Here is a 24,669-nt window from a genome sequence, read left to right as displayed (position 1 = left end):
TGCTACTGCACCCGCACCGGCATCAGCAGGTACAGGTAGTCGTCCGAGGCGGGCGTGCGGACCACGGCGGGCTTGAGCGAGTCCATCGTGGACAGGGTGATCTCCTCCCCCGACGCCGCCTCGATGCCCGCGAGCAGGTAGTCGGGGTTGAACGCCACCGTGAGGTCCTCGCCCTGGTAGGTGGCGTCCAGGCTCTCGGAGCCCTCGCCCACGTCCTGGGTCACCGCCTTCAGCTCGAGGCCGTCGGCGGACATGATCAGCCGGACCGGCGTGGCGTCCCGGGCCAGCAGCTTCACGCGGCGCAGCGCCTCGATGAGGGGCTCGCGGGGCACGGTGAGCAGGTTGGGCTGGTTCTGGGGGATGAGGCCCTGGTAGTTCGGGTACTCGCCCTCGATCAGCCGCGTGGTGAGCACGATGCCGCCGCTGTCGTTGGCGGTGGCGAAGCTGGCGTCGCGCTCGCCGAGGCGCAGCGTGAGCTCCCCCCCGTCGCCGAGGGCCCGGCTGAGCTCGGCCAGGGCGCGGGACGGCACCAGCACCTGCTTGCCGGAGGAGAGCACGCTGACCCCGGGCAGGTCGCGCACGGCGAGGCGGTAGGAGTCGGTGGCCACGAGGCGCAGACCGCTGTCCTCGGCGGCGAGCAGCACGCCGGTGAGGATCGGGCGGTTGTCGTCGCCGCTCGCCGCAGGCAGCACCTGGCGCAGCGCGCCGGTGAGTGCATCGGCGTCGAAGCGCACCTCGTCGCCGTCGACGGCCGAGACCCGGGGGAACTCGTCGGCCGGGAGGGTCTTGAGCGAGAACTCCGAGCGCCCCGACGCGATGCGGGCGTCGTCGTCGCCGGTCTCCAGCTCCACCGCGCCGGGCTCCAGGGCCTTGACGATGTCGTTCACCAGCCGGCTGGGCACCACGGCGACGCCGTCGGCCAGGCCGGCGACGGACAGCTCGACGGAGACCGTGAGCTCCAGGTCCGAGCCGGTGATGGTGAGGCGATCCCCAGCCAGCTCGAGGCGGACCCCGGACAGCACGGGGAGGGCACCACGGCTGGCGACCGCCCGCCCGGCCGTGGCCAGGGCCTCGGCGAGCACGTCTCGTTCACATCGCAGCTTCATGAGGGGTGTGCGCTCCTTGCATCGCCTGCTGCTGCTCGGGCGGCCCGAGCGGGTTGTCCCGTCTTCCCACGGTGATGTTGTGCAGATGTCGGGGGAGGTGGTGGGGGTTGTGGATTGTGGATACTGCCCCATCCGGGCAGGTCAGCGGGGTGATCGTCGTCCCGGCGGTGTCCCCAGCGTTCCCCGGGGCGTCGGGTGCCGGACACCCGGGGGTCACCGGGGTCCCCTTTTCGAGGGTCCTGCCCACACGGTGTGCACAGGCGCGTCCACCGATCGTGGCCGCGCGCTGTGGACGAAGGGTTCGAACCGGTGCTCGACGTCCCCACGGCATCCCACGCGCGTCCCCGTGGCGTCCCCACCGCGAACCGGCTCGGATCCACACGTTGTCCACAGGCTGGGGTGCTCATCCCTCGGCCTTGAGTCGCTGGATCAGCTCGGTGACCTGCTGGAACACCTGGCGGCGCTCCTTCATCTGGGTCTTGATGCGATCGACGGCGTGGATGACGGTGGTGTGGTCCCGCCCGCCGAACTCCTTGGCGATGTTCGGGAAGCTCAGGTCGGTGAGCTCCCGGAACAGGTACATGCCGACGTGGCGGGCGGTGGTGAGCGGACGTGTGCGCGACCGGCCGATGAGCTCCTCGACCGTGTAGCCGAAGTACTCCGCGGTGGCGCGCAGGATCGTGTCGGGGGTGATCGGCCGGGCCTCGCGCTCGGCCACCAGGTCGGCGAGGATCTCGGTGGCCTTGTCGGTGGTGAGCTCCTCCCGGTTGAGCGACGCCCAGGCGGTGAGGCGGGTGAGGGCGCCCTCGAGGGCCCGGATGTTGTTGTCGTTGATGTTCTCGGCGATGAAGGCGAGGATCTCGTCGGGGACCGGGGAGGCCTCGTCCTCGGCCTTCTTGCGCAGGATGGCCAGGCGGGTCTCGACGTCGGGCGGCTGGATGTCGGTGAGCAGGCCCATGACGAAGCGGGTCCGGAGCCGGTCCTCCAGCGTCGGGATGGCGTCGGGCGGGCGATCGGAGCTCAGCACGATCTGGCGGTTCGACTGGTGGAGGTGGTTGAAGGTGTGGAAGAACTCCTCCTGGGTCTCCTTCTTGCCCTCGAAGAACTGGATGTCGTCGACCATGAGGACGTCGATGTCGCGGAAGCGCCGCTTGAAGGCCTCGTTGGTGCCGGTGCGGATGGAGTCCACGAACTCGGACAGGAACTGCTCCGAGGTCACGTACCGCACCTTGTAGGTGGGGTAGTTCTCCAGCACGTAGTTGCCGATGGCCTGGAGGAGGTGGGTCTTGCCCAGGCCGGCGTCGCCGTAGATGAACAGCGGGTTGTAGGACCGCGCCGGCGTCTCGGCCACCCGCAGCGACGCGGCGTGGGCGAACCGGTTGGAGTTGCCGGTGACGAACGCGTCGAAGGTGTACTTGTCGTTCAGGGTCGAGCGGCCCTCGGAGGAGTCCGGGGAGTAGGGCGCGATGCCGCTCGGGGCCCGCTGGCCGTTGGTGGCCGACGGTGACTCGACCGCGTCGCCCCGGATGTCGGCGAGCTCGTCGAACAGCGGCACGGCCTGGGGCGTGGCCGCCCTCGCTTCGAGGGTGACGGCCACGTCGAGGCCCATCTCGGACAAGTTGGCCCGCAGCAGCGACAGGTAGCGCTCCTGGACGCGGTCTCGCACCACGGTGGAGGGGAAGCCGAGGACCAGGGTGGATCCGTCGTAGCTCAGCGGCTCGACGTTCTGGAACGACGAGCTCCACACCACGCCGGAAACCTGTTCGCGGAGGAGGGCGGCGCAGCCCTTCCATACGGTCTCGGCGTCGCTCATGGACGAACCGCCTCCCGCTGTCCGATACCAAGAATCCACAACTCGGTCCACATGATGTGGAAAAGAAAAAGACGACGACCGGGAGTCCGGGCGGCGTCCGGCAGTGCGGGCGGGTTGCAGTGCCAGGCCGAGGCCTGGAGGAGCCGTTCCCGCCGTGGTTTCGCAACGTAGCAGCAACCAGAACGCCGGGTGCAAGGGCTGCGGTGAGGATCTCGCGAGTGACCCGATGTGACGGATGTCTCCGGCCCGGACGGGTGGGTCCGACCGCCCGGTTGGTCCCGCCAGCGGCCCCTCGGTAGCGTGGCGGGTTGGTCCGGCGCGCCGTCGCGCCCACCGCCTGGCGAACATCCACCGCGCAGCCGTCCCCTTCGGGCCGGTCACCCGCGGCGCCGGCGGTCGCAGTCGAGGAGGAACCCAGTGAAGCGCACCTACCAGCCCAAGAAGCAGCGGCGTGCCCGCCGCCACGGCTTCCGTCACCGCATGGCGACCCGCGCCGGTCGCGCCGTCGTGCGCAACCGGCGCCAGAAGGGCCGCGCCAAGCTCTCGGCCTGACCGGTGTGGTCGCGCCGGTGCGCTCTCGCGAGGACTTCGCCGCCCTGTCGCGGTCCCGTGCTCGCGGGTCCTCCGGCCCGATCTGGGTTGTCCACGCGCCCGCTGCTGACCCCGAGCACCCCGGTGCCCGGGTCGCCTACGCCGTGTCCAAGAAGGTCGGGTCCGCCGTCGTCCGCAACCGCGTCCGCCGCCGGATGCGCCCGGTGATGGACGACCTCGACGCCGCCGGCGCCCTTTCGCCCGGCGGGTACCTGATCGGCGTGCGCCCCGACGTGGTCGGTCTGACCGCCGCCGAGCTGCGCCGGCACCTGGCCGGCGCCGTCCGCTCGAGCACCGGGGTCCGCACGTGATCGCCCGAGCGCTCGACCGCCTGGTCTGGCTCTACCAGAAGGCCACCGAGGGCCGGGTCTCGCCCTGCCGGTACGTGCCCTCCTGCTCCACCTACGCCCGCGAGGCCGTCGCCCACCACGGCGCCGGCCGAGGCTCCTGGTTGACGTTGCGCCGCATCGTCCGCTGCGCCCCCTGGGGCGGCCACGGCTACGACCCCGTGCCAGGCGTGCCCGAGCCCGCCTCCCACCACCCCCGATAAGGACGCCGAGATGTTCGACGGAATCTTCGAGTTCAGCGCCCAGATCCTGAACTTCTTCTACGGCCTGGTCCCGAACTACGCGGCCGCCATCATCATGCTGACGCTGCTGGTGATGCTCATCACCACGCCGCTCACCCTCAAGGGCACCCGCTCGATGATCAAGATGCAGCTCCTGCAGCCGGAGCTGAAGAAGATCCAGCAGAAGCACAAGGGTGGCGACCGCAACGAGATGAACCAGGAGTTGATGGCCTTCTACCAGGAGAACGAGCTGAACCCGCTCGGCGGGTGCTTCCCGCTCCTGGTCCAGGCCCCGGTCTTCCTCCTGCTGTTCCGCCTCATCCAGGGCCTCACCCGGCGGGGTGCGGACGGCACGTTCGACCCGAAGTACCTCGATTCGGGCAGCGACCTCTACCAGTCCCTCGACGGCCGGACCGAGATGATCAGCTTCGGCCTCGACCTGTCGGAGTCGACCACAGACGCGCTCGGCCAGTCGATCATCCACGGCCTGCCCTACCTGGCGCTGATCCTGGTCATGATCGGGGCCCAGTACCTGCAGCAGAAGCAGGTGTCGGCCCGCGGCAGCAGCGCAGCGGCCATGCCCCAGCAGCAGATGCTGCTCAAGATCATGCCGGCCTTCTTCGGCGTGATCTCGATCGGCTTCCCCGCTGCGCTCGTCGTGTACTGGGTGACCTCGAGCATCTACCGCATCGGCCTGCAGGGCTACATCACCAAGTCCCTCTACGGCGGCGAGGACTCACTCGGTGCCCAGGCCCGCAAGGCGGCCGACGAGGCCCGGGCCATGAAGGAGAAGGAGAAGGGCACCGGCGGCGGCAAGGCTGCGGCCCCGAAGTCCTCGGCGCCGAAGTCCTCGGCCCCGAAGTCCTCGAGCAGCGGCGAGGGTGGGTCCGGAAACGGGCGACCCGAGGCCGGCCGGTACCAGCCGGCATCCAAGAAGAAGAAGCGGAAGAAGAGGTAGCGGGCAGGTGCAGTGGGTGGTCACCACTGGCCGGACGGTGGACGAGGCGCGAGAACGCGCCCTCGATGCCCTCGGCATCGACGCGGGCGACCTCGAGCTCGAGGTGCTCGACGAGCCCGGCTCGTCGCTGTTCGGGCTGCGGCGCACCGACGCCCGCGTGCGCGCCCGGGTCCGTCCGACCCGCCCGCGCCCCAAGCTGGACCGCCGGAACCGCCGCAAGGGCGCCAACGGCGGGGGCCGGCGTCGGCGGTCGAAGAAGGACCAGGACGCCGCACCCAAGGCCAAGTCCAAGGCGACGTCCGAACCGGCCCCGGAGCCGCCCGCCGAGCCGGCCCCGGCCGATGAGGCTGCGGCGCCCCCGGACCCCGCCCCCCAGCGCTCCCCCGCCCGGGGCCGCGGCCGCCGCCGCCCCGAGCCCCCACAGACCGACGACAGTGAGCCCCGTACGGGGACGACAGGAGACACCATGAGCGACATCACCCTCGACGAGCAGGAGCCGAGCGCCCTCGGCTTCGTGCAGGGCCTCGTGGACGCCTTCGGCGTCGACGCCGACGTCCAGGCCACCAGCGAGGACGACGAGCACCTGGAGATCGCCGTGACGGGTGACGACCTCGGCCTGCTGGTCGGGCCCCGGGGCGCCACCCTGAACGCCATCCAGGAGCTGACCCGCACCGCCGTGGCCCAGCAGCACTCGGGCCGCCTGCAGGGGCGCCTGCGGGTCGATGTCGCCGGCTACCGGGCCCGCCGCAAGGAGGCGCTCGAGCGCTTCGCGGCCCAGCAGGCCGACCGGGTCAAGGACACCGGTACCCCGGTGGCCCTCGAGCCGATGTCGCCTCCGGACCGCAAGATCGTCCACGACGCCGTGAACGAGATCGACGGCGTCCACACGAGCAGCGAGGGCGAGGATCGCCGTCGTCACGTCGTCATCCTCCCGGACTGATCACGAACTGATGTTCGACCTCGCTGGCCGACTGCCCCACCCGGGTGGTCGGCCAGTGGTCGTCCTGGGCCCAGGCAGGCACGGGTTCGGGTCATGAGCAGCCCGGTCGCTGCGCCCTGGCGGCAGGTGCTGCAGGAGATCTGGATCGAGGGGCAGCACCTCTCGGCGGTGGGACCCGGCGACGTCACGGTGCACCTCGATCACGCCGAGCGCCTGGCCGAGCTGCTCGAGCCGCCGACGACGGCGGTGGACCTGGGCAGCGGTGCCGGCATCCCCGGCCTCGCCCTGGCCGGGCTGTGGCCGACCAGTCGCTGGGTCCTGCTCGATGCCGCCCAGCGCCGGACACGGCTGCTGGAGCGCGCCGTCGAGCGGCTGGGCTGGGACGATCGGGTGCTCGTCGTCCACGGCCGCGCCGAAGACCTGGGGCGGGACCCGGCGCACCGAGGGCACCACGACCTGGTGACCGCCCGTCTGTTCGGGCCGCCCGCCGCAGCGGCGGAGTGCGGCGCACCCCTGCTGCGGGTCGGCGGGGTCCTGGCTGTCACCGAGCCGCCGGATCCGGCATCCGGTCGCTGGCCGGCCGCGGCGCTCGTGCCGCTGGGGCTGGAACCCCTGGATCCCGCTCCCGGGCTCCAGCGCTTCCGAGCCGTCGGGCCACCGGAGGCGCGCTTCCCCCGCAAGCCGGGCGTGCCGGTCCGGCGACCGCTGTTCTGACCCCGTCGGCGCAGAGCGCGCCGCCGCGAGCGCATACTCGGAGCATGGAACTCATCTCCCTGTCCGATGCGCCGGCCCACGATCCCGAGCGCTTCGTCGCCGTCCCGCTCCTCGAGGGGACCCTGACCAACGTCCGGGTGATCCGGCTGAGCGCCGGCCAGGCCCTGCCGCCCCACACCCACGCGCCCTCCGAGCTGATGCTCTACGCGGTGGAGGGCGACGCCGTGCTCGACACCGACGACGGCACCGTCCCCTTCCCGGCCGGCACCCTGGCCCGCTTCGACGGTGAGGACGAGCTCCGGGTCGCCAACGGCGGAGATGCCCCGGTCACGCTGCTGGCGTTCCTGGCCCCGCCCTTCCCGCCTCGCTGACCCCGTGTGGTGCAATGGCCGGCGTGGCAACCACCGCTGACCGCACCGCTCCCGACGAGACCAGCGCTGCTCCCCCGCCGAACGTCGTGCTGGGGGTGGCGGGCGGGTCCGGGTCGGGCAAGACCAGCGTGGTGGACCGCATCATCGACCAGGTCGGGGCCGAACGGGTCGCGGTCCTGCGCCACGACCGCTACTACCACGATCTGCGCCACCTCCCGGCCGAGGATCGGCTCGCGGTCAACGTCGACCATCCGTCCTCCTTCGACGACGAGCTGTTCGTCGAGCACGTGCAGGCCCTCGTCCGGGGCGAGGCGGTCGACAGCCCCCGGTACGACTACGCCACCTTCACCCGGTCGGACGGGCGGGATCGGGTCGAACCCCGCCCGGTGATCCTCGTCGAAGGGATCCTGCTGTTCGCATCGGCGAGCATCCGGGAGCTGATCGACGTCAAGGTCTACGTCGACGCGGATGCCGACCTACGGCTCCTGCGGCGCATTCGCCGCGATGTGCTGGAGCGTGGCCGCACGGTCGAGGACGTCCTCGCCCAGTACGAGCGCACGGTGCAACCCATGCACCTCGAGTTCGTCGAGCCGTCCAAGCGATGGGCCGACGTCATCGTGCCCCGGGGCGTGGAGAACGTGGTCGGGGTGGACCTGGTGACCTCCCGGGTCGAATCCCTCCTGGCCGGCCGGCGCTGAGTCGTCGGGGGTGGATGTTCCACGTGGAACGGTGGGGTGCGCCACGCGTTGATGTTCCACGTGAAACCCCCGCTGCTCGAGCACGGGTGTTCCACGTGAAACGCCGAGGCGGCCCCCCGACCCTCGACCGTTCCACGTGAAACGCGTCGACGGTCCTTGACCCGCCCTCGCGCTGGCAAGCACCATGGGCCGGTGTCTGATGCCGATCCGGTCCCGTCCCGCAGCGATGGCATCTTCGAACGGCTGCGTGCCGCCGCCGACGAGCAGGACGCCCATGAGGCCGCCGCGGCGGATGCGGCGGCCGAGCACAGCGACGGAGAGGCCGTGACGCCGCCCGCCGATGAGGCGGAGGCTGCCCCCGCACCAGCCCCACCGGCGCCCCGACCGGTCCAGATGCCCGACGATGCTCGTCTCGAGGTCGGCGGCCTACCCGGTCGCGACGCGCTGCCCGACCTGCCCGAGGGTCCCGCCCCGGAACGCGACGCCCCGGCGCAGCGTCGGGATGCGGCTGGGAACGCCCTGCCTCGGATCATGGCGGTGGCGAACCAGAAGGGCGGGGTCGGCAAGACCACGACCACCGTGAACCTCGCGGCGGCGCTCGCCGAGGCCGGCTACCGGACCCTGGTGGTCGACCTCGACCCCCAGGGCAACGCCAGCACCGGCCTCGGGATCAACATCCGCGACCTGCAGCTGTCGATGTACGACGTCATCATCCACGAGGCCCCGATCGATGACACCATCGAGGCCACGGCCATGAAGAACCTCTTCGTCGCCCCATCGAGCCTGGACCTGGCCGGTGCGGAGATCGAGCTGGTCCCGGCCTTCTCCCGGGAGCTCCGGCTCCGCCACGCGCTGCAGTCGGTGGCCGACGACTACGACTACATGCTGATCGACTGCCCGCCATCGCTCGGGCTGCTGACGGTGAACGGCCTGGCCGCGGCGGCCGAGGTGCTCGTGCCCATCCAGTGCGAGTACTACGCCCTCGAGGGCCTGGGTCAGCTGCTGCGCAACGTGTCGCTGGTGCAGCGCAACCTCAACCAGTCCCTGGTCGTGTCGACGTTCGTCTGCGTGATGTACGACGCCCGCACCAAGCTCGCCGACCAGGTCGTCACCGAGGTCCGGGATCACTTCGGGGACAAGGTCTGCCGCATCGTCATCCCGCGCACGGTCCGCCTGTCCGAGGCCCCGTCGTACGGTCAGCCGATCTTGGCCTTCGACCCGCGATCTCGCGGGGCGATCGCCTACCGCGAGCTGGCCCGAGAGGTCAGCGGCGGCCCGCTCGAGACGACGGACACCGCATGAACGCCCAGCAGCAACCAGGGGGATCGATGAACCGCAAGTCGGGTCTGGGACGGGGCCTGGGGGCCTTGATCCCGGCGGAGTACAGCGAGGCCGCGTCGAACGACACGATGCGAGGCGCGTTCGAGGTGCCGGTCGCCGCCGTGCGGCCCAACCCGAACCAGCCGCGGTCGCACTTCGACGAGGAGTCCCTCGCCGGCCTCACTGCCTCCATCGCCGAGATCGGGGTGCTGCAGCCGGTGCTGGTGCGCGAGGTGGGGGAGGGCCAGTTCGAGCTGATCGCTGGCGAGCGCCGGTGGCGGGCGTCCAAGCGGGCTGGGCTCCAGTCCATCCCGGTGGTGGTCCGCGACGCCGACACCGATGCGTCGTCGCTCGAGCAGGCCCTGGTCGAGAACCTCCATCGCGCCGACCTCAACGCCATGGAGGAAGCGGCCGCCTACCAGCAGCTGGTCGAGGACTTCGGGCTCACCCAGGACGCCGTGGCCAAGCGCGTCGGCAAGAGCCGAGCAGCCGTCAGCAACACGCTGCGGCTGTTTCAGCTGCCGCCGGCGATCCAGGCCTTGGTGGCCGAGAACCAGCTCACCGCCGGCCACGCCCGCGCGCTGCTCGGCACCCCGGACCGCGCCTACCAGACGGCGCTGGCCCAGCGGATCGTGCGCGACGGGCTCTCCGTGCGAGAGGCCGAGGAAGCCGTCAGGCTGCGTTCGGGGGGGACGCCGGACCCGGCGCCCACACCCGAGCCGGATTCGCCGCAGAAGCCCACCCAGCGCCCGCGCCCCACCACGGATCCCGCCTTCTTGGAGCTCGAGTCGCTCCTCGGGGACCACCTGGACACCCGGGTCGCCATCGCCGGCGGGGGCAGCGGCAAGGGCCGGCTCACGATCGAGTTCGCCGACGTGGGCGACCTGGAGCGCATCTACCGCCGCATGGTGGGTGGTTGAGGCTTGACCGGGGGTCGAGGCCGACCCTCAGGTCGAACTGGAGCGGTGTCCCCAGTTGTGGAGCGCCTGTGGATAACCTCTGGTCCAGAGTGACCAATGTCACGCGGACATCGATGGTCCATTCGCGCTATGTACTGGCACATCCATAGGCACTAGCCCTGTGACCAGGGCGTTCGCGGCCTACAGGAACTCGGCGAGGTCCTCGAGCAGGGCGCCCTTGCCCTTGGCGCCGATCATCTTCTTGGCCGGTTGACCGTCCTTGAAGACGATGAGGGTGGGGATCGACATGACGTCGAAGCGGCGGGCGGTGTCCTGGTTCTCGTCGACGTTGAGCTTGACGACCTTGACCTTGCCGGCCTGCTCGGCCGCGATCTCGTCGAGGACGGGGGCGATCATCTTGCACGGACCGCACCACTCGGCCCAGAAGTCGACGATGACGGCCTCGTCGGCGGAGCCGATGACCTCGTCGAACGTGGCGTCGGTGACGGTGGTTGCAGCCATGGTGCAGAACTTCCTTCGTGGATCGGGGGATGCAGCTGTGTTGAACCGAGGGGGAGCCGTTGGCATTCCATCCCCGGTCGAGCCGAGGGCTACCAGGTGGTCTCGGTGCGGACCTGGTCGATGTCGTCGTGGGCCTCGAGCCAGCGCTCGGCGTCGATGGCGGCCATGCAGCCGGAGCCGGCGGCCGTGATGGCCTGGCGGTAGGTGTGGTCCTGCACGTCGCCGCAGGCGAACACGCCGTCGACGTCGGTGGCCGACTCCATCTCGGTGCCGGCGGCGCCGGTGATGAGGTACCCGTTGTCCTCCATGGCCAGCTGGCCCTTGAACAGGTCGGTGTTGGGCCGGTGCCCGATGGCGATGAACACGCCGCCGGCCAGCAGCTCGGAGTCCTCGCCGGTCTTGACGTTGTGGACCCGCAGGCCGCGGAGCTTGGCGCCGAGGGGACCTTCGTCGAAGAGGTACTCCTCGACGGTGGTGTCCCAGAGGAACTCGATCTTGTCGTTCTTGAACGCCCGGTCCTGCATGATCTTGGAGGCGCGGAGCTCGTCGCGGCGGTGCACGATCGTGACCTTGGAGGCGAACTTCGTGAGGAACGTGGCCTCCTCGATGGCGGAGTCGCCGCCGCCGACGACCACGATCTCCTGGTCGCGGAAGAAGAAGCCGTCGCAGGTGGCGCAGGTCGACAGGCCGTGGCCGATCAGCTCGTTCTCCCGGGGCAGGTTCAGCATCAGCGACTGGGCGCCGGTGGAGACGATGACCGTCTTGGCCTGGTAGGTGGGCTCGGCCGCCTCCGGGTCGCCGATCCAGACGCTGAACGGGCGGGCGGAGAGGTCGACCTTGGTGACCTTCTCCGTGCGGATGTCGGCACCGAAGCGGAGGGCCTGCTCCCGCATGCTGGACATGAGCTCGGGGCCCATGACGCCCTCGGGGAAGCCGGGGAAGTTCTCGACCTCGGTGGTGAGCATGAGCTGGCCGCCGGGCTGGTCGCTGGTGGAGGACGGCTCGCCCTCGATGACGAGCGGGTCCAGGCTGGCCCGGGCGGTGTAGATGGCTGCGGTGAGGCCGGCGGGCCCCGAACCGATGATGATCACGTCACGAACGTCGCTCATGCGCTGTCGCCCTTCATCTTGCGGCTGGTGAACAGGCCTGCGAGGACGAGCACGGCCCCGAGGATGGAGTGCGCGGCCCAGGTGTGCTCCTCGCCGAAGACGGCGTCGGGCAGGTAGGCGTCGAGCAGGCGGAACGCGCCGATGAGCAGCAGCACGAAGGCCACGGACCCGAGCAGCGTCGCGAAGGCCCCGAAGACGACGTAGCCCGAGATCTTGATGGCGGGGCCGGTGGTGCGATCCCGGACCTTGCCGACCTGCTCGACGATGGCGTCGGCGGCCTGGGCAGGCCAGTCGGGTTGGTCGGCGGCGGCCGGTGTGGGCGTCGGTGACGCCGGTGAGGTCGTGGCCATGCGAGCACCCTACCCAGGGTCGTGCGGGGACCTACCGTGTCCGTCGTGGTGACCATCCGCGTCCTCGTGGCCATGGCCGTCGGTGCTGTCGTCGCCGCCCTCGGGGCGGTGTTCCTCGGCGAGTACGAGTTCGACGAGGCCCTCCCGATCGCCGCCGGCGCCCTCCTCGGGCTGGTCGTGGCCGAGATCGTGGTGTCGCTCGGCCACCACCGGTCCTGGACGATGGCCGGCATCCTCGCCGTGCTCGTCGGGGTCTCCATCGTGCTCGCCGGCCACCTCGACGCCGGCGACGTCGAGCCGGTGAAGGCCGGGGCCTACCTCAGCGCCGCGCTCGGTGCCGGCGCCGCGGCCCTGCGGACGGCCCCGTGGGGACGACGGACCCGCGACCGGGTCGCCCAGCCCGGCACCTGAGGCGCTCGCCGCGACAGGAGCACTGCCAGTTCGGAGAGGTGGTCCCTAGAGGGGGCGGTCGAGGGTGACGGTGCAGGTGGCGTCGTCGACCACCGTGATGCGTCGCCCGTCGGCGTCGTGGACGACGACGGTGACCTCGTCGCCGGTGAGCACGGCCGGGAAGGCGAGCACCACGTCAGCGGGGTCGATGCCCAGCTGTGCGACGGCGTCGCAGGGATCCTCGACGCGCTCGTCGTCGCCGTCGTCCCCGTCTGGCTCGGCCGGCGTCGTCGTGGACAGGTCGCGCTCCTCGGTGGGCGCTTCCGCTTCGTCGGGGTCGTCGGCCAGCCGGGCGCGAACGTCGTCGACGAGGTCGTCGGCGCTGCCATACGCGATCGGGCCGCCGCTGGCCTCGGGCTGGCTGCCCTCGTCGGCGTCGAGTGCCGCGCTGTCCTCCATGGTGGCGCCGGCGGAGGCGTCGCCATCAGCGCCGTCGGTGGCCTCGGCGCTCTCGCCGCTGTCGTCGGCTGCGTCCAACGAGGCGGTGGCGGTGTCGTCGTCGTCCCCCTCGATCGTGGAGGCCAGCCCGATCGCGCCGATCAGGGCCACGATCACCAGTCCGGCGGCCACCGCGCCGAGCGGGATCCGCTGCCACCACGGCTGCGCCGTCCGCGACCGGCCGAGGGGGACCACGCGGGCGTCGCCGTCGAACGCGTCCATCGCCGCGGCCACGTGGTCGTCGAGCAGGCCGGGCGGGGGAGGGGGCACCTCGCGCACCGCGTCGGCCACCTCGGCGAAGGCCGCCCGGTGCGCCTCCACCGCCGGATCCCCGACCCGGGCGCGCTCGTCCGCGCCCGCCTCGCCGTCGAGGTGGGCGCTGGCCAGCTCGACGGCGGGATCGACGGGGCCGGGCTCGGCGGGGGTGGGGGAGTCGGTCATGGTCGGGTGCTTGGACGGTCGGTGGCGGGCGACTGGTTCCCCGGGCCGAGCAGCTCGGCCAGTCGGGACCGGCCCCGGGCGATGCGGGAGCGGACGGTGCCGGCGGGGATGTCCAGGATGGCGGCGATCTCGGCGTAGTCGTGCCCGCCCAGGTCGCGCAGCACGATCGGCGCCCGGAACTCCTCGGGAAGGGCGGCGAGGGCCTCGTCGATGGCCATGCGCTCGCTCACCGCCTGGTCGACGGGCTCGCTCCGGTCCGGTGTCGCGTGCCCGTGCTCGGGGTCGTCGTCGGGCAGGTGGTCGGCGGGGCGGCGCTTGCGGCGACGGAGCTCGTCGAGGCAGGCGTTGGTGGCCACCCGGTGGGCCCAGGTCGTGAACCGGGAGCGGCCGTCGAAGGTGCCGATGCGCCGGACGATGAGCAGCATCGCCTCCTGGGTGGCGTCGGCGGCATCCGCGTCGTTGCCGGCGAGGCGACGGCACACGGCCCAGATCCGCTCGTGGTGGCGACGCAGCAGGGCGTCCATCGCCGCCCGGTCACCGCCCTGGGCGGCGGCCACCAGCGCCTCGTCGGTCCGGGTGTCGCCAGCGATGGCGGGAGCGTACCGAGCGCTGGGATCAGCGGCCGCGGACCACGGCTTCCTGGAGCTCGAAGCTGCGGGCGCCGAGGTCGGTGATCCAGACCAGGACGTAGCGTCCCTCGGCCTCGAGGTCGACGGTGGTCTCGCCCGGACCGGAGCCCTCGACGATGGCCACGGGCTCACCCCAGTCGGCGATGCCGGCGCCGGGGCTGTCGGCGACGTGGATGGCGGCGGACCACCCCTCGTTGGGTGTGGTGAGCACGACCTCGGTCACGTCGGAGGCGTCGCCCAGGTCGAGGACGAGGCCGACCCCGTCCTTGAGCCCGAGGAAGTCCTGACGGGAGTCGTAGGTCTCGCTCGTCCAGGCGGTGGCCGGATCGCCATCGAGGGCGAACGGCACCTCGTCGGGGTGCTCGCCCTGATCGCCCTGGGGGTCGAAGTCCGACGCGGCGACGACGGCGAGGACATCGACCGGACCGTCCAGCGCGGCGGGCTCCCCGCCCGGCCGGACGCGGTCGACGAGGTCGATCAGGTCACGCCGCGCCTCGCTGCCGCCGATGAGCACCCAGGCCAGGCCGAGGGCGACGGCCACCAGGCTCACGAGCAGGGCGGGCACCAACCACGATCGCTCGGTCCGGGTGAAGGACGGCTGGTCGCCGACCACGGTGGCGTCGGTGGCCACCACCGGGGCGAGCGGCTGGTCGTCCACCGGGCAGGACTGGAGGTCGGCCCACAGCGCGGAGGCCGAGTGGTGCCGCTGGTCCGGATCGGTGGCCAGGGCCTTCATGACGATGTCGTCGAGGCGGGGCGGCACGGTGCGCAGCACGGCGCGCGGTCGCTCCGGTGGGCCGTGCAGGCGGGCGGTGGCGACGGCGAGGTCGTTGTCGCCGGTGAAGGGGGCCCGGCCGCAGAGCATCTCGTAGAGGACGGCGCCGACGGCGTAGACGTCGGTGCGGGCGTCGATCTCGCCGCCGGAGACCTGCTCGGGCGCGAGGTACTTGGCGGTGCCGACCATCCGGCCGATGGCGGTGAGGTCGGGCAGGTCGTCCTCGCCCGACGTGCGGGCCGCCTTCGCGATGCCGAAGTCGGCGACCTTGAGCTGGCCGCCGGCGGACAGCAGCACGTTGGCCGGCTTCACGTCGCGGTGGACGATGCCGGCCTTGTGGGCCGCCTCGAGCGCCTGGCAGATCGCCGATGCGATGGCCACGGCCTCGGCTGCGGGCAGGAAGCTGCGGGCGTCGAGCTCGTCGCGCAGCGTGCGCCCGTCGACCAGCTCCATCACGATCGCCTCCGGGTCGTCGGAGGTGTCGTAGATGGCCACGATCGAGGGGTGGGCGAGGCGGGCGGCGGCGACGGCCTCCCGCCGGAAGCGGGCCACGAACTCGGGGTCGGCGGCCAGGTGGGCGTGCAGCACCTTCACCGCGACCGGGCGGGTCAGCACGGTGTCGGTGGCCCGCCACACGGTGGCCATGCCACCGGAGGCGATGGGGGCTTCGAGCCGGTAGCGGCCGCCGATGGTGGTGCCCTGCTCGAGGGGACTGCGGCTCGGGGTCACGGTCGTCGGCCGCGTGGGGTGCTCCGACACCCCTCCGACGCTACCCGTCAGGCCGGATCGACCCAGCAGGCGCCCACGACGCGCGGCCCGCCGTGGGAGCCGATGACCGCGCCGATGTGGCCGACGCGGTAGTCGTAGCCGTCCTCGTCGAGCAGTTTGGTCATCACGTCGACGTCGGGGGCCATGCCGTGCATGATCGCCAGGTGCTCGACCTTCCCGGACGAGCGCACCTTCTCGCGCAGCGCCTCCAGCGACTTCTTGCGGGTCCGGTGCTTGCCGGCCTCCTCGACGACGCCGGTGGAGATGTCGATCATCGGCTTGATCGACAGCAGCGAGCCGAGCATCGCCTGGGCACCGCCGATGCGGCCGCCCTTCTTGAGGTTGTCGAGGGTGTCGAGGCAGCCGATGACGTGGGTGCGGGCCCGGAGATCCTCGACCAGGGCCACGACCTCGTCGGCCGACGCGCCGTCGGCGGCGCGCTGGGCCGCCAGCAGCACCTGGGTGCCGAGGCCGGCGGTGATGGACTTGGAGTCCACGACCCGCACGTCGAGATCGTCACCGATGGCGCGGGCGGCGTTCTCGGCCGCCGCCATCGTGGCGGACAGGTCCGACGACAGGTTGATGCAGACGACGGCGTCGGCCCCGGCCTCGGCCTGGCGCCGGAACGCGGCCTCGAACTTCCCGGGCGAGGGCGCCGCGGTCTCCGGCAGCTCGCTGCGCTGGTCCATCTTCTCGTAGAAGGCCTCGGCCGACAGCTCGGAGCGGTCCTCGAACTCGTCGCTGCCGAAGCGGATCGACAGCGGCACGACCTCGATGCCGAGGGACGTGGCCTCGTCGTCGGTCAGGTCGCAGGCGCTGTCGGTGACGATGCGGACGCCAGCCATGGTGCTCTCCGGTGGTGCTCGGTCGGTCGGGACGCCGCGGGGCGCCAGACCCCCCGGTGCGGGAGTGTCTAGCCCATCGGCTCGGGGGCCGTCCCTGACCCCGTGGCCTCGCCGAGGGCTCGCTCGCGCCGGGTCCGCCGCCAGTGGCGCACCCACCAGACGACCAGGACGGCGAGGGCGCCGAGGGACAGCACGAGCCCGACACCGCTGATCGCCGTGGACCGGACGTTGAGCTGGCGGCCGTCGAGGCGGACGGTCCCGTCCGGCGTCCACAGCTCCACGAACACCGGCACCGAGCCGGTGGCGAGGGCCTCCACCGTCACGTCGATCCGGAGCACGTCCTCGGCCTCGACCGTCACGGGCGTCTCCCCGCCGTCGGGGAAGGCGAGGCGGTCGCTGCGGGTGCGCACGACGAGGTCGACGGGGAAGGGGTTGGCGTTCTCGATGGTGACCGGGAGCGTCCCGCGCCGGGAGGTGAGGTTGAGGTCGGTCTGGCCGGACAGGCGGATGCTGCCGAACGCGGTGCCGAGCACCTCCTCGACCGCGTCCATCGCCGCGTCCCGCCGGTCCGGCGGCGTGGTGGACGCGACGGCGGTGGCCACCTGGAGGCGGAGGTCGTCGGCGCGCGAGGACTGCAGCCCGGTCAGGGTCTGGAACGTGTCGAGCGGTCCGGCCGCGGTGAGGACCCGGCGGGCGATGTCGCCCAGATCCGGGCTCGGCGCCTCGCGGCGGACGACCGGGTCGGCGTCGTCGTCGGGGACGGCGTCGAGGAGGCCGAGCCCACCCACGCGCACCGGTGCCTCGGGGTCGTCGAGGAGCCCGAGCAACCCGTCGAGCACGGACACCGAAGCCAGCTCCCCCGGTCGGACCAGGACCGAGGGGGACTCGTCATCGCCCCCACCGTCGTCGACCGGGCGCAGCAGCAGCCGGGCCAGGGCGAGGTGGGAGGCGTCGGCGCGCTCGTCGAGGGGGCGGGCGAGCTCGGCCGACAGCGCCTGGTCGGTCACGATGCCGAGGAGGGGCGCGGTGGTCGGTGACGGGAACGGTCCGGCGGCGGCCAGCGGCGCGGGCTCGTCCTCGTCGTCCGCCTCGGCGGCGTCGACGACGACCGCCTCGAAGCCGAGCTCGTCGAGCAGGCGCGCGCCGTCCCGGCCGGCTGCCGTCGTGCCCACCCAGACGTCGCGGTCCGGTTCCGCGCCGAGCCGATCGGCCAGGAGGGCGTCGCCGCGCTCGACGAGCGGCGCGACCATCCCGCCGAGCCCGGCGTCCATCAGCGCCGCCACCGGCAGGGGGAGGTAGGGCATCGCCAGCAGGTCCCGCCCGGTGAGCTGTTCGAGGAGCGTGGCCGCGGCCGGGTCGGGGAGCGTGCCGAGGGCGTCGACGGTGTCGGGCACGGCGGCCACCGACAGGTCGAGGCCGGGGTGGGCGGCGAGCAGGTCGCCCACCCGGGCGAGGCGTCGGAGCTCGCCGGGTTCGATGGCCCGGGTGCCGGCGGGCTGCAGGGTCGGGGTCGCGGCCACGTCGAGGAGGACGGCCAGGTCCGGCGCCTCCCACCCGGCGGTCTCGTCGCCGAGGCGGACGAGCGGGGTGCGGATCTCGTCGAGGACGGCGCCGTCGGCACCGAGCAGGGTGATGACGACGGGGTGCACGCCGGGGGCGACGAGCTGCACCGTCTGGTCGTCGGTCGGGTCGGCCGACGCGCGCAGGCCGACGATCCGGGTGCCGTCGGGTCCGGGCGCGAGGAGGTCGACGCTGCGCGGCGGCGCGAGGGCGAGGCGCACGCCGACGTCTTCGTCGGCTGACTCCTCGAGCTCCTCCACCGAGTCCAGCGCCGAGAACACCTCGACCTGGATGGTCGCGCCGGTGAGGTCGCCGGACGTGTCGAGCAGGAACGTGGCCTCCCCCTCGGGTCCGATCCAGGGCGAGCGGTCGGCCAGCTGGATCGTGGGCGGGGGCGGCGGATCGGTCTGCGCGGGGGTCGGCGATGCCGCGGCCACCAGTGCGGTGGCGACGGCGGCGATGGCGAGCAGGAGGCGGTGCCTGCGGATCACGGCACCGGTCCGGGGTCGGGGGTCGGGGGCGCGGGGTGGGAGGCGACGTCCAGCTCGAGCACGGCGAGGCCTTCGCTGCGGCGCCGGAACCCGAGCCGCTCGTACAGCGCCACGGCGCGCTCGTTGCTGGTCTGGGTGTTCACCAGGGCCTCGCGCACCCGCCACCGGCGCAGCCACCAGAGGCCGTCGACGACCAGGGCGGACCCGAGGCCCGAGCCCTGCGCCCCGGGATCGACCGCCAGGCGCTGGAGGTAGCCGCGGTCGCCGGCCCGGCCGGTGAGGGCGTAGCCGTGCCCGTCGCGGTCGAGCCGGAACCGGGTGGACGGGGTGGCGCGCACCGCGTCCTCGAGGGCGTCGGCATCGAGGCGCCAGAACGGGTCGAACGCGGTCCGGTCGATGGCCAGGACGCTGTCGCGGTCGCGCCGATGGACGCGTCGCGTGCGGACCCGCCGCTCGGGCGCCCGCCGGTCGGGGAGGTCGAGCAGGTCGTGGCCGAGCAGGTGCAGCTCCTCGCGCACCGAGAACCCGGCGTCGATGTAGGCGCGCCACTCGCCGACCGGGAGCGCGGGCGTGACGACCGTCGCGTACCCGCGGGTGCGGGCGCGCTCGACGGCCAGGGCGACCAGACCCGGCGGCACCATCGCCCCGGCCGGTACCGACGACAGCTCGGCCGTGTCGGAGCGGCCCCGCCACGGTCGCACCCGCATGCGCACCCCCCGGGCGGTGACGGTGTCGGTGGCGGTCACCGTTCCACGTTACGGCCGGGACCCGAGCGGGGGGAGCACGGGGGATCGCCGCCGGGCACCGGGGATCGGCATCGATCTGGGCAGACTGTGGCGATGGCCACGCTGCTCTACACCGATCCGCGCTTCGTCGATCACGACACCACGGCCGGCCACCCCGAGCGACCGGAGCGCATGGACGCCGTCGGGCGTGGCGTGGCGGCGTCGGTGGTCGCCGAGGACCTCGTGCACCTCACGCCCCGCGAGGCGACGGTGGACGAGCTGGCGCTGGTCCACGACCGCTCCTACCTCGATGCGCTCGAGCGCTTCTGCGCCAGCGGCGGCGGCCACCTCGACCCGGACACCGTGGCCGCGGCCCGTTCCTGGGACGTCGCCCGCCTGGCCGCCGGCGCCGGCCTCGACGCCATCGACCGCCTCACCGCCGGCGAGGCCGACGCCGCCTTCCTCGCCGTCCGCCCTCCCGGGCACCACGCCACCCCGTCGCGGGCGATGGGCTTCTGCCTGCTGAACAACGTGGCCGTGGCCGCGGCCTCACTCGCCCACGCCGGCGAGCGGGTGCTGGTGGTGGACATCGACGCCCACCACGGCAACGGCACCCAGGACGCGTTCTGGGACGATCCCCGCGTCACGTACCTCTCCGTGCACGAGCACCCGATGTACCCCGGCACGGGCATGGTGCGCGAGACCGGCGGACCCAACGCCCCCGGCACCACCGTCAACGTGCCGGTGCCGTCGGCCACGTCCGGCGACGTGTACCGGCGCCTGGTCGACGACGTCATCGTCCCGGTGGCCGAGCGCATGGCCGCCACCTGGGTGCTGCTCTCCACCGGGTTCGACGCCCACCGGAACGATCCGCTCACCGACCTCGGCCTGAGCAGCGGCGACTACTACGACCTCACCACGCGGATCCTGGCGCTGGCGCCGGCCGGGCGGCGCCTGGCGTTCCTCGAGGGCGGCTACGACCTCGACGCCATCACCACCTCCACCGCCGCCACGCTCGCCGCCCTCGCCGGCGTCGAGCACCGGCCGGAGCCGGTGACCAGCGGCGCAGCCGACGAGCCCGGCCACCAGGCGGTCGGTGCCGCGCGCCTGATCCACCACCTGGCGTAGCGTCCCGCCCGGGGGAGGCCCGTGATGACCGAGACCAGCGAGCACAGCGACCAGCCCGTCGACCACGTCGCCCTGCTGCGCGCCCTGCTCGAGCGCGGCGGGTCCGATCTGCACTGCAAGCCGGGCAGCCCGCCTGCGCTGCGGGTCGGCGGCGCCCTCGTGCGGGAACCGGACGACCCGGTCCTCGGCCAGCGGCTCACCGCACCGGCGGTGGCGATGCTGGCCCAGACCCTGCTCACCACCGACCAGCAGCAGACCCTCCTCCAGGACGGGTCGGTGGTCGCCACCCACGCCATCCCCGAGGTCGGGCGGTTCCGCGTGGCCGTGTACCGCCAGCGCGGCTCGGTCGCCGTGGTCGTCCACGCCGTTCCCCAGCAGGTGCAGCACCTGGAGGAGCTCGGCCTCCCGGACTCGGTGTCCACCCTCGCCTCCGGCCAGCGCGGGCTGGTGCTGGTGGCGAGCCCGGTCGGCAACGGCGCCACGACGACGCTCGCCGCCATGGTCGACCACGTGAACCGCACGCGGGCCTGCCACGTCGTGACCGTGGAGGACCCCGCCGAGGTCCTCCACCGCGACGATCGCAGCCTGATCAGCCAGCTCGAGGTGCCCACCGACGTGGCCGGCCTGGCCGACGGCGTGCGGGCTGCGTCCCGCCTCGACGCCGATGTGGTCGCCATCTCCGACATCGCCGGCCGAGACGTCGCGCTGGCCGCCCTCGACGCCGTGGCGCGGGGCCGCCTCGTGCTCGCCGGCATCGGCGGCAACACCGTCCGCGCCGTGGTCGACGGGTTCCTCGAGCTGTTCTCCTTCGAGGAGCGCCCGAACGTGCGCCAGACGTTGGCCCGGTCCCTGTCCGGCGTGGTGGTCCAGCGCCTGCTCACCGGGACCGACGGGCGCCTCCTGCCCGTGGCCGAGGTGCTGGTCGGCACGGCCAAGATCCAGGAGGTCCTGGCCGAGGAGGCCCGGATGGGGGAGCTCGACGCGCTCCTGGCCGACGGCGTGTTCCACGGCATGCAGACCCTCGACCAGTCGCTCCGGGACCAGGTGCGCGCCGGGCGGATCAGCGAGGGCACGGCCCTCGCCGCGGCCACCGACCCCGAGGAGCTGCGGATCGAGCTGCTGCGCTCGTAGAACACGGTCGAAAACCCCGGAACCATGCCGGAGAGGGGCCCCCGGGAGGGCGTAGGGTCACATGCATGCAATTCGCCGTGTGGCCAGGCACGCAGCAGTCCTGGGCCGACATCCTCGAGGTGGCGCGGCACGCCGAGCTCACGGGGTGGGACCGCGTCTACGTAGCCGACCACTTCATGAGCAACGACGACGAGGCCGCGGGCCCGATGCTCGAGTGCTGGGCCGTCGTCACCGCCCTCGCCGCGGCCGTTCCCCGGGTCGGCATCGGCACCCTCGTGTGCGGCAACACGTACCGCCACCCGGCGATCCTGGCCAACCAGGCCGCCGCCGCCGACGTGATCTCCGGCGGCCGGGTCATCCTCGGCCTCGGCGCCGGCTGGCAGCAGAACGAGCACGACAAGTACGGCATCGAGCTGTACTCGGTGGGGGAGCGCCTCGACCGCTTCGCCGAGGCCTGCGCCATCGTGCGCAGCCTGTCCACCCAGGAGCGCACCACGTTCCACGGCGAGCACTACCAGCTCACCGACGCCCCGATGGAGCCCAAGCCGGTTGGCCCGTTCCCCCTCCTCGTGGGCGGCGGCGGCGAGAAGCGCACCCTGCGCGTCGCGGCCGAGCACGCCCAGGAGTGGAACGTGTGGAGCACCCCGGAGATCTTCGCCCACAAGTCCGGCGTCCTCGACGGCCACTGCCAGGACCTGGGCCGCGACCCGTCGGAGATCCACCGGTCCACCCAGGCGCTGCTGTTCCTGTCCGACGACCAGGCGTTCCTCGACCGCATGCGCGGCATGGACATGCCGATGCCCACCCTCATCGGCACCCCCTCGGAGCTGGTCGACGTGGTCGGCGCCTACCGCGACGCCGGCGTGGACGAGCTCATCGTCCCGGACTTCACCATCGGCACGGGCACCCAGCGCACCGACATCCTCGACCGCTTCAAGGAAGAGGTCGCCATCCACTTCGGTTGATTGGGCTGTGCTCGCTCGGGACTCGCTGCGCGCAGCCCCACGTACACGGAGTCGGCGAACGCCCACCCGGTGACCGGTCGGCTGGCGCCTCCCTCGCACACCTTCACACCTCGATTCATGTCAGCGAGGGGGCCCTCGTAGGGTTGTGGGGTGATCCCTGAGCGATTCGCGCCCGTGCTCGCCGACGTCGCGCCCCTGGCGCGGGCGTTCGACGCGGCCGGCCACCGCCTCTACCTGGTGGGCGGCGTCGTGCGGGACCTGCTGCTCGGCGACGACCGGCCGGTGGACTACGACTTCACCACCGACGCCCCGCCCGACCGCATCGAGGAGATCCTCGGGTCCTTCGAGGGCACCGAGGCCCTGTGGACCCAGGGCAAGCGCTTCGGCACCATCGGCGCCAAGGTGCGGGTGGGGGAGGGCGACGACTCGCGCGTCGTCGACCACGAGATCACCACCCACCGGGCCGAGGCCTACGTGCCCGACTCCCGCAAGCCCGAGGTCAGCTTCGCCACCGACATCGAGGCCGACCTGTCCCGTCGGGACTTCACCATCAACGCCATGGCGCTGTCGCTGCCCGACGCCCGCCTGGTCGACCCCTTCGGCGGCACCGCCGACCTGGCCGCCAAGGTGCTGCGCACGCCGCTGTCCGCGTCGGTGTCCTTCAGCGACGACCCGCTGCGCATGCTGCGCGCCGCCCGGTTCCTGACCCGCCACGACCTGAAGCCCGACGACGAGCTCGTCGAGGCGGTCGAGCAGATGGGGGACCGGATCGCCATCGTCTCCCCCGAGCGGATCCGCGACGAGCTGAACCGGCTCGTCGTCCTCGACGACCCCTCGCCCGGCCTGTGGTTCCTGGCCGACACCGGCCTGTCCGAGCACTTCCTGCCCGAGCTCAGCGCCATGCGCCTCGAGCAGGACCCGATCCACCACCACAAGGACGTGCTCGCCCACACCATCGCGGTGGTCCGCAAGACCTCCCCCGATCTGGTGCTGCGCCTCGCCGCCCTGTTCCACGACATCGGCAAGCCCGACACCCGCGACTTCGGCCCCAAGGGCGTGACCTTCCACCACCACGAGGTGGTCGGCGCCCGCATGACGCGCAAGCGCATGAAGGAGCTGAAGTACCCCAACGAGATCCGCGACGACGTGTCCCAGCTGGTGTTCCTGCACCTGCGCTTCCACGGCTACGGCGACGACGCGTGGACCGACGCCGCCGTGCGCCGCTACGTGCGCGACGCCGGCCCGCTGCTCGACAAGCTCAACGAGCTCACCCGCTGCGACTGCACCACCCGCAACCGGCGCAAGGCCGAGATGCTGGCCCGGCGGATGGACGCGCTCGAGGAGCGCATCGAGCACCTGCGCGAGCAGGAGGCCATCGACGCCATCCGCCCCGACCTCGACGGCCAGCAGGTCATGGACCTGCTCGACGTGCCGCCCGGTCCGGTGGTCGGCCAGGCGCTCCGGATGCTGCTCGAGGCCCGGATGGAGGAGGGTCCCCTCGACGAGGAGGAGGCCCGGCGCCGCGTCCTGGCCTGGTGGGCCGAGCGCCCCTCCTAGAACTGGCAGTACCGGCGTCGCGCGGGGATCCTCGCCCCGACCGCCCGCCCGTAGGAGACTCGGACCATGGCCTGGACCCCGTTCACCGTGGCTGCGCCCACCGGCGCCGACCTCCCCGACGATGCCGTCCTGTACGGACCCGAGATCCCCGCGGAGCCGACCCTGCGCCTGCTCGGCGACCTGACCGGCAAGCGGGTGCTGGACCTCGGCTGCGGCGCGGGCCGCAACGCCATCGCCATGGCGCGTGCCGGCGCACGAGTGATCGCCGTGGACGAGGACGCCGACCAGATCGGTGCCGCCCGCCGCGCCATCGACGCTGCGGACATGAAGGTGGAGCTGCACCACGCCCCCCTGGCCGAGCTCGCCTTCCTGCGCGCCGACACGATCGACGCGGCCATCTCGGTGCACTCCCTGGTCCAGGTCGCCGACGTGGGGCGGGTCTTCCGCCAGATCCACCGCGTGCTGCGCCCCGAGCACAGCTTCGTCGTGTCCGTCCCGCACCCGACCTTCGCCCTGCTCGACCCGGCCGGCCCCGATCCCCTCCAGGTCCGCCGCTCCGCCTTCGACGAGCAGCCCTACGCCCACGACGACCCCCGCCACGGCACCCACGCCCGCTCGATCGGGGCGCTGTTCACCGAGCTGACCCGGGCCGGCTTCCGGGTCGACCACGTCCTGGAGCCGGCCCCCACGGGCTCGGGTCGCGGACCCTTCTGGAGCCCGGCCATGGAGAAGGTCCCCGCCACCTTGATCCTGCGGGCGCGCAAGGAAGGCATCTGAGGCGCACGGCCGACGGCGCCGCCGCGGGCG

Annotated in this window: 27 protein-coding genes; 16 read left to right on the top strand and 11 right to left on the bottom strand. The window is 72.6% G+C overall.

What is annotated here, in order from left to right; all coding sequences use genetic code 11:
- Positions 1–2 precede the first annotated feature (2 nt).
- Together dnaN and dnaA are read right to left on the bottom strand one after the other, a co-directional pair.
- Positions 3–1,106 carry a DNA polymerase III subunit beta gene (gene dnaN, locus RGQ06_RS06610; RefSeq protein WP_432427357.1) on the bottom strand — a complete coding sequence of 368 codons (1,104 nt, stop codon included), beginning with the start codon at positions 1,104–1,106 and terminating at the stop codon, positions 3–5.
- Positions 1,107–1,509: 403 nt separating this feature from the next.
- The gene (gene dnaA / locus RGQ06_RS06605) at positions 1,510–2,919 is read right to left on the bottom strand and encodes a chromosomal replication initiator protein DnaA (protein ID WP_432427358.1); all 1,410 of its coding nucleotides are present in this window, start codon (positions 2,917–2,919) and stop codon (positions 1,510–1,512) included.
- A gap of 417 nt (positions 2,920–3,336) precedes the next feature.
- On the opposite strand from dnaA, the gene rpmH reads away from it, so the two are divergent.
- The 10 genes from rpmH (at position 3,337) to RGQ06_RS06555 (ending at position 9,999) form a co-directional block, all read left to right on the top strand.
- Positions 3,337–3,471: a 50S ribosomal protein L34 gene (gene rpmH, locus RGQ06_RS06600; protein WP_432427359.1), complete on the top strand. Its 135-nt coding sequence runs from the start codon at positions 3,337–3,339 to the stop codon at positions 3,469–3,471.
- Positions 3,472–3,488: 17 nt separating this feature from the next.
- Entirely contained in the window at positions 3,489–3,821 is a 333-nt protein-coding gene (gene rnpA / locus RGQ06_RS06595) for a ribonuclease P protein component (RefSeq protein WP_432427360.1), read from the top strand.
- Positions 3,818–4,060 carry a membrane protein insertion efficiency factor YidD gene (gene yidD, locus RGQ06_RS06590; RefSeq protein ID WP_432427361.1) on the top strand — a complete coding sequence of 81 codons (243 nt, stop codon included), beginning with the start codon at positions 3,818–3,820 and terminating at the stop codon, positions 4,058–4,060. Before rnpA ends, yidD begins: the two co-directional genes overlap by 4 nt.
- A 10-nt stretch (positions 4,061–4,070) precedes the next feature.
- The gene (locus RGQ06_RS06585; RefSeq protein WP_432427362.1) at positions 4,071–5,036 is read left to right on the top strand and encodes a YidC/Oxa1 family membrane protein insertase; all 966 of its coding nucleotides are present in this window, start codon (positions 4,071–4,073) and stop codon (positions 5,034–5,036) included.
- Positions 5,037–5,052: 16 nt separating this feature from the next.
- Complete coding sequence (gene jag / locus RGQ06_RS06580; RefSeq protein WP_432427363.1) at positions 5,053–5,976, top strand: RNA-binding cell elongation regulator Jag/EloR; 924 nt, start codon at positions 5,053–5,055, stop codon at positions 5,974–5,976.
- A gap of 93 nt (positions 5,977–6,069) precedes the next feature.
- Positions 6,070–6,690 (top strand): RsmG family class I SAM-dependent methyltransferase, encoded by a 621-nt coding sequence (locus RGQ06_RS06575; RefSeq protein WP_432427364.1) that lies wholly within the window; start codon positions 6,070–6,072, stop codon positions 6,688–6,690.
- A gap of 44 nt (positions 6,691–6,734) precedes the next feature.
- Positions 6,735–7,061, top strand: a complete 327-nt coding sequence (locus RGQ06_RS06570) for a cupin domain-containing protein (protein ID WP_432427365.1) — start codon at positions 6,735–6,737, stop codon at positions 7,059–7,061.
- Positions 7,062–7,084: 23 nt separating this feature from the next.
- Positions 7,085–7,759 carry a uridine kinase gene (gene udk, locus RGQ06_RS06565; protein ID WP_432427366.1) on the top strand — a complete coding sequence of 225 codons (675 nt, stop codon included), beginning with the start codon at positions 7,085–7,087 and terminating at the stop codon, positions 7,757–7,759.
- Positions 7,760–7,951: 192 nt separating this feature from the next.
- Positions 7,952–9,061: a ParA family protein gene (locus RGQ06_RS06560; protein ID WP_432427367.1), complete on the top strand. Its 1,110-nt coding sequence runs from the start codon at positions 7,952–7,954 to the stop codon at positions 9,059–9,061.
- Positions 9,058–9,999: a ParB/RepB/Spo0J family partition protein gene (locus RGQ06_RS06555; protein ID WP_432427368.1), complete on the top strand. Its 942-nt coding sequence runs from the start codon at positions 9,058–9,060 to the stop codon at positions 9,997–9,999. The genes RGQ06_RS06560 and RGQ06_RS06555 overlap by 4 nt, the downstream gene beginning before the upstream one ends.
- A gap of 180 nt (positions 10,000–10,179) precedes the next feature.
- Here the strand turns inward: RGQ06_RS06555 and trxA are convergent, their stop codons facing one another.
- The 3 genes from trxA to RGQ06_RS06540 form a co-directional block, all read right to left on the bottom strand.
- Entirely contained in the window at positions 10,180–10,500 is a 321-nt protein-coding gene (gene trxA / locus RGQ06_RS06550; protein WP_432427369.1) for a thioredoxin, read from the bottom strand.
- 89 nt (positions 10,501–10,589) lie between these two features.
- Complete coding sequence (gene trxB / locus RGQ06_RS06545; RefSeq protein ID WP_432427370.1) at positions 10,590–11,609, bottom strand: thioredoxin-disulfide reductase; 1,020 nt, start codon at positions 11,607–11,609, stop codon at positions 10,590–10,592.
- A complete protein-coding gene (locus RGQ06_RS06540) occupies positions 11,606–11,959 on the bottom strand; it encodes a hypothetical protein (RefSeq protein WP_432427371.1) in 354 nt (117 codons plus the stop codon). Before RGQ06_RS06540 ends, trxB begins: the two co-directional genes overlap by 4 nt.
- A 45-nt stretch (positions 11,960–12,004) precedes the next feature.
- Between RGQ06_RS06540 and RGQ06_RS06535 the strand changes: the two genes are divergently transcribed.
- Positions 12,005–12,370 (top strand): hypothetical protein, encoded by a 366-nt coding sequence (locus tag RGQ06_RS06535; protein ID WP_432427372.1) that lies wholly within the window; start codon positions 12,005–12,007, stop codon positions 12,368–12,370.
- A 45-nt stretch (positions 12,371–12,415) separates the two neighbouring features.
- Here the strand turns inward: RGQ06_RS06535 and RGQ06_RS06530 are convergent, their stop codons facing one another.
- The 6 genes from RGQ06_RS06530 to RGQ06_RS06505 form a co-directional block, all read right to left on the bottom strand.
- Complete coding sequence (locus RGQ06_RS06530) at positions 12,416–13,288, bottom strand: hypothetical protein (RefSeq protein ID WP_432427373.1); 873 nt, start codon at positions 13,286–13,288, stop codon at positions 12,416–12,418.
- Complete coding sequence (locus tag RGQ06_RS06525) at positions 13,285–13,845, bottom strand: RNA polymerase sigma factor (RefSeq protein WP_432427374.1); 561 nt, start codon at positions 13,843–13,845, stop codon at positions 13,285–13,287. The genes RGQ06_RS06530 and RGQ06_RS06525 overlap by 4 nt, the downstream gene beginning before the upstream one ends.
- A gap of 58 nt (positions 13,846–13,903) precedes the next feature.
- Positions 13,904–15,451: a protein kinase domain-containing protein gene (locus tag RGQ06_RS06520; RefSeq protein WP_432427375.1), complete on the bottom strand. Its 1,548-nt coding sequence runs from the start codon at positions 15,449–15,451 to the stop codon at positions 13,904–13,906.
- Positions 15,452–15,468: 17 nt separating this feature from the next.
- A complete protein-coding gene (locus RGQ06_RS06515; RefSeq protein ID WP_432427376.1) occupies positions 15,469–16,305 on the bottom strand; it encodes a DegV family protein in 837 nt (278 codons plus the stop codon).
- A 68-nt stretch (positions 16,306–16,373) separates the two neighbouring features.
- Positions 16,374–18,356, bottom strand: a complete 1,983-nt coding sequence (locus tag RGQ06_RS06510) for a DUF6049 family protein (protein ID WP_432427377.1) — start codon at positions 18,354–18,356, stop codon at positions 16,374–16,376.
- Complete coding sequence (locus RGQ06_RS06505) at positions 18,353–19,102, bottom strand: GNAT family N-acetyltransferase (RefSeq protein WP_432427378.1); 750 nt, start codon at positions 19,100–19,102, stop codon at positions 18,353–18,355. The genes RGQ06_RS06510 and RGQ06_RS06505 overlap by 4 nt, the downstream gene beginning before the upstream one ends.
- A gap of 93 nt (positions 19,103–19,195) precedes the next feature.
- Between RGQ06_RS06505 and RGQ06_RS06500 the strand changes: the two genes are divergently transcribed.
- The 5 genes from RGQ06_RS06500 (at position 19,196) to RGQ06_RS06480 (ending at position 24,639) form a co-directional block, all read left to right on the top strand.
- Complete coding sequence (locus RGQ06_RS06500; RefSeq protein ID WP_432427379.1) at positions 19,196–20,209, top strand: histone deacetylase family protein; 1,014 nt, start codon at positions 19,196–19,198, stop codon at positions 20,207–20,209.
- Between the two features lie 24 nt (positions 20,210–20,233).
- A complete protein-coding gene (locus RGQ06_RS06495) occupies positions 20,234–21,340 on the top strand; it encodes a type IV pilus twitching motility protein PilT (protein ID WP_432427380.1) in 1,107 nt (368 codons plus the stop codon).
- A gap of 65 nt (positions 21,341–21,405) precedes the next feature.
- Entirely contained in the window at positions 21,406–22,305 is a 900-nt protein-coding gene (locus RGQ06_RS06490; protein ID WP_432427381.1) for a TIGR03560 family F420-dependent LLM class oxidoreductase, read from the top strand.
- 150 nt (positions 22,306–22,455) lie between these two features.
- On the top strand, positions 22,456–23,862 hold the full coding sequence (locus tag RGQ06_RS06485; protein ID WP_432427382.1) for a CCA tRNA nucleotidyltransferase: 1,407 nt from the start codon (positions 22,456–22,458) through the stop codon (positions 23,860–23,862).
- 66 nt (positions 23,863–23,928) lie between these two features.
- Positions 23,929–24,639, top strand: coding sequence for a class I SAM-dependent methyltransferase (locus RGQ06_RS06480; protein WP_432427383.1), 711 nt, complete (start codon positions 23,929–23,931; stop codon positions 24,637–24,639).
- The last annotated feature ends 30 nt before the right edge of the window (positions 24,640–24,669 follow it).

It is taken from the genome of Salinilacustrithrix flava (genome assembly GCF_041228405.1).
GTDB lineage: Bacteria > Actinomycetota > Acidimicrobiia > Acidimicrobiales > Salinilacustritrichaceae > Salinilacustrithrix > Salinilacustrithrix flava.
This window is presented reverse-complemented; position numbering and strand designations above follow the sequence as displayed.

Excerpts from the sequence above, each read along its gene's own strand:
- dnaN (WP_432427357.1), bottom strand. The coding sequence starts at position 1,106 with ATGAAGCTGCGATGTGAACGAGACGTGCTCGCCGAGGCCCTGGCCACG.
- dnaA (WP_432427358.1), bottom strand. The coding sequence starts at position 2,919 with ATGAGCGACGCCGAGACCGTATGGAAGGGCTGCGCCGCCCTCCTCCGC.
- RGQ06_RS06585 (WP_432427362.1), top strand. The coding sequence starts at position 4,071 with ATGTTCGACGGAATCTTCGAGTTCAGCGCCCAGATCCTGAACTTCTTC.
- RGQ06_RS06575 (WP_432427364.1), top strand. The coding sequence starts at position 6,070 with ATGAGCAGCCCGGTCGCTGCGCCCTGGCGGCAGGTGCTGCAGGAGATC.
- RGQ06_RS06570 (WP_432427365.1), top strand. The coding sequence starts at position 6,735 with ATGGAACTCATCTCCCTGTCCGATGCGCCGGCCCACGATCCCGAGCGC.
- RGQ06_RS06555 (WP_432427368.1), top strand. The coding sequence starts at position 9,058 with ATGAACGCCCAGCAGCAACCAGGGGGATCGATGAACCGCAAGTCGGGT.
- trxA (WP_432427369.1), bottom strand. The coding sequence starts at position 10,500 with ATGGCTGCAACCACCGTCACCGACGCCACGTTCGACGAGGTCATCGGC.
- trxB (WP_432427370.1), bottom strand. The coding sequence starts at position 11,609 with ATGAGCGACGTTCGTGACGTGATCATCATCGGTTCGGGGCCCGCCGGC.
- RGQ06_RS06540 (WP_432427371.1), bottom strand. The coding sequence starts at position 11,959 with ATGGCCACGACCTCACCGGCGTCACCGACGCCCACACCGGCCGCCGCC.
- RGQ06_RS06530 (WP_432427373.1), bottom strand. The coding sequence starts at position 13,288 with ATGACCGACTCCCCCACCCCCGCCGAGCCCGGCCCCGTCGATCCCGCC.
- RGQ06_RS06515 (WP_432427376.1), bottom strand. The coding sequence starts at position 16,305 with ATGGCTGGCGTCCGCATCGTCACCGACAGCGCCTGCGACCTGACCGAC.
- RGQ06_RS06500 (WP_432427379.1), top strand. The coding sequence starts at position 19,196 with ATGGCCACGCTGCTCTACACCGATCCGCGCTTCGTCGATCACGACACC.
- RGQ06_RS06495 (WP_432427380.1), top strand. The coding sequence starts at position 20,234 with ATGACCGAGACCAGCGAGCACAGCGACCAGCCCGTCGACCACGTCGCC.
- RGQ06_RS06490 (WP_432427381.1), top strand. The coding sequence starts at position 21,406 with ATGCAATTCGCCGTGTGGCCAGGCACGCAGCAGTCCTGGGCCGACATC.
- RGQ06_RS06480 (WP_432427383.1), top strand. The coding sequence starts at position 23,929 with ATGGCCTGGACCCCGTTCACCGTGGCTGCGCCCACCGGCGCCGACCTC.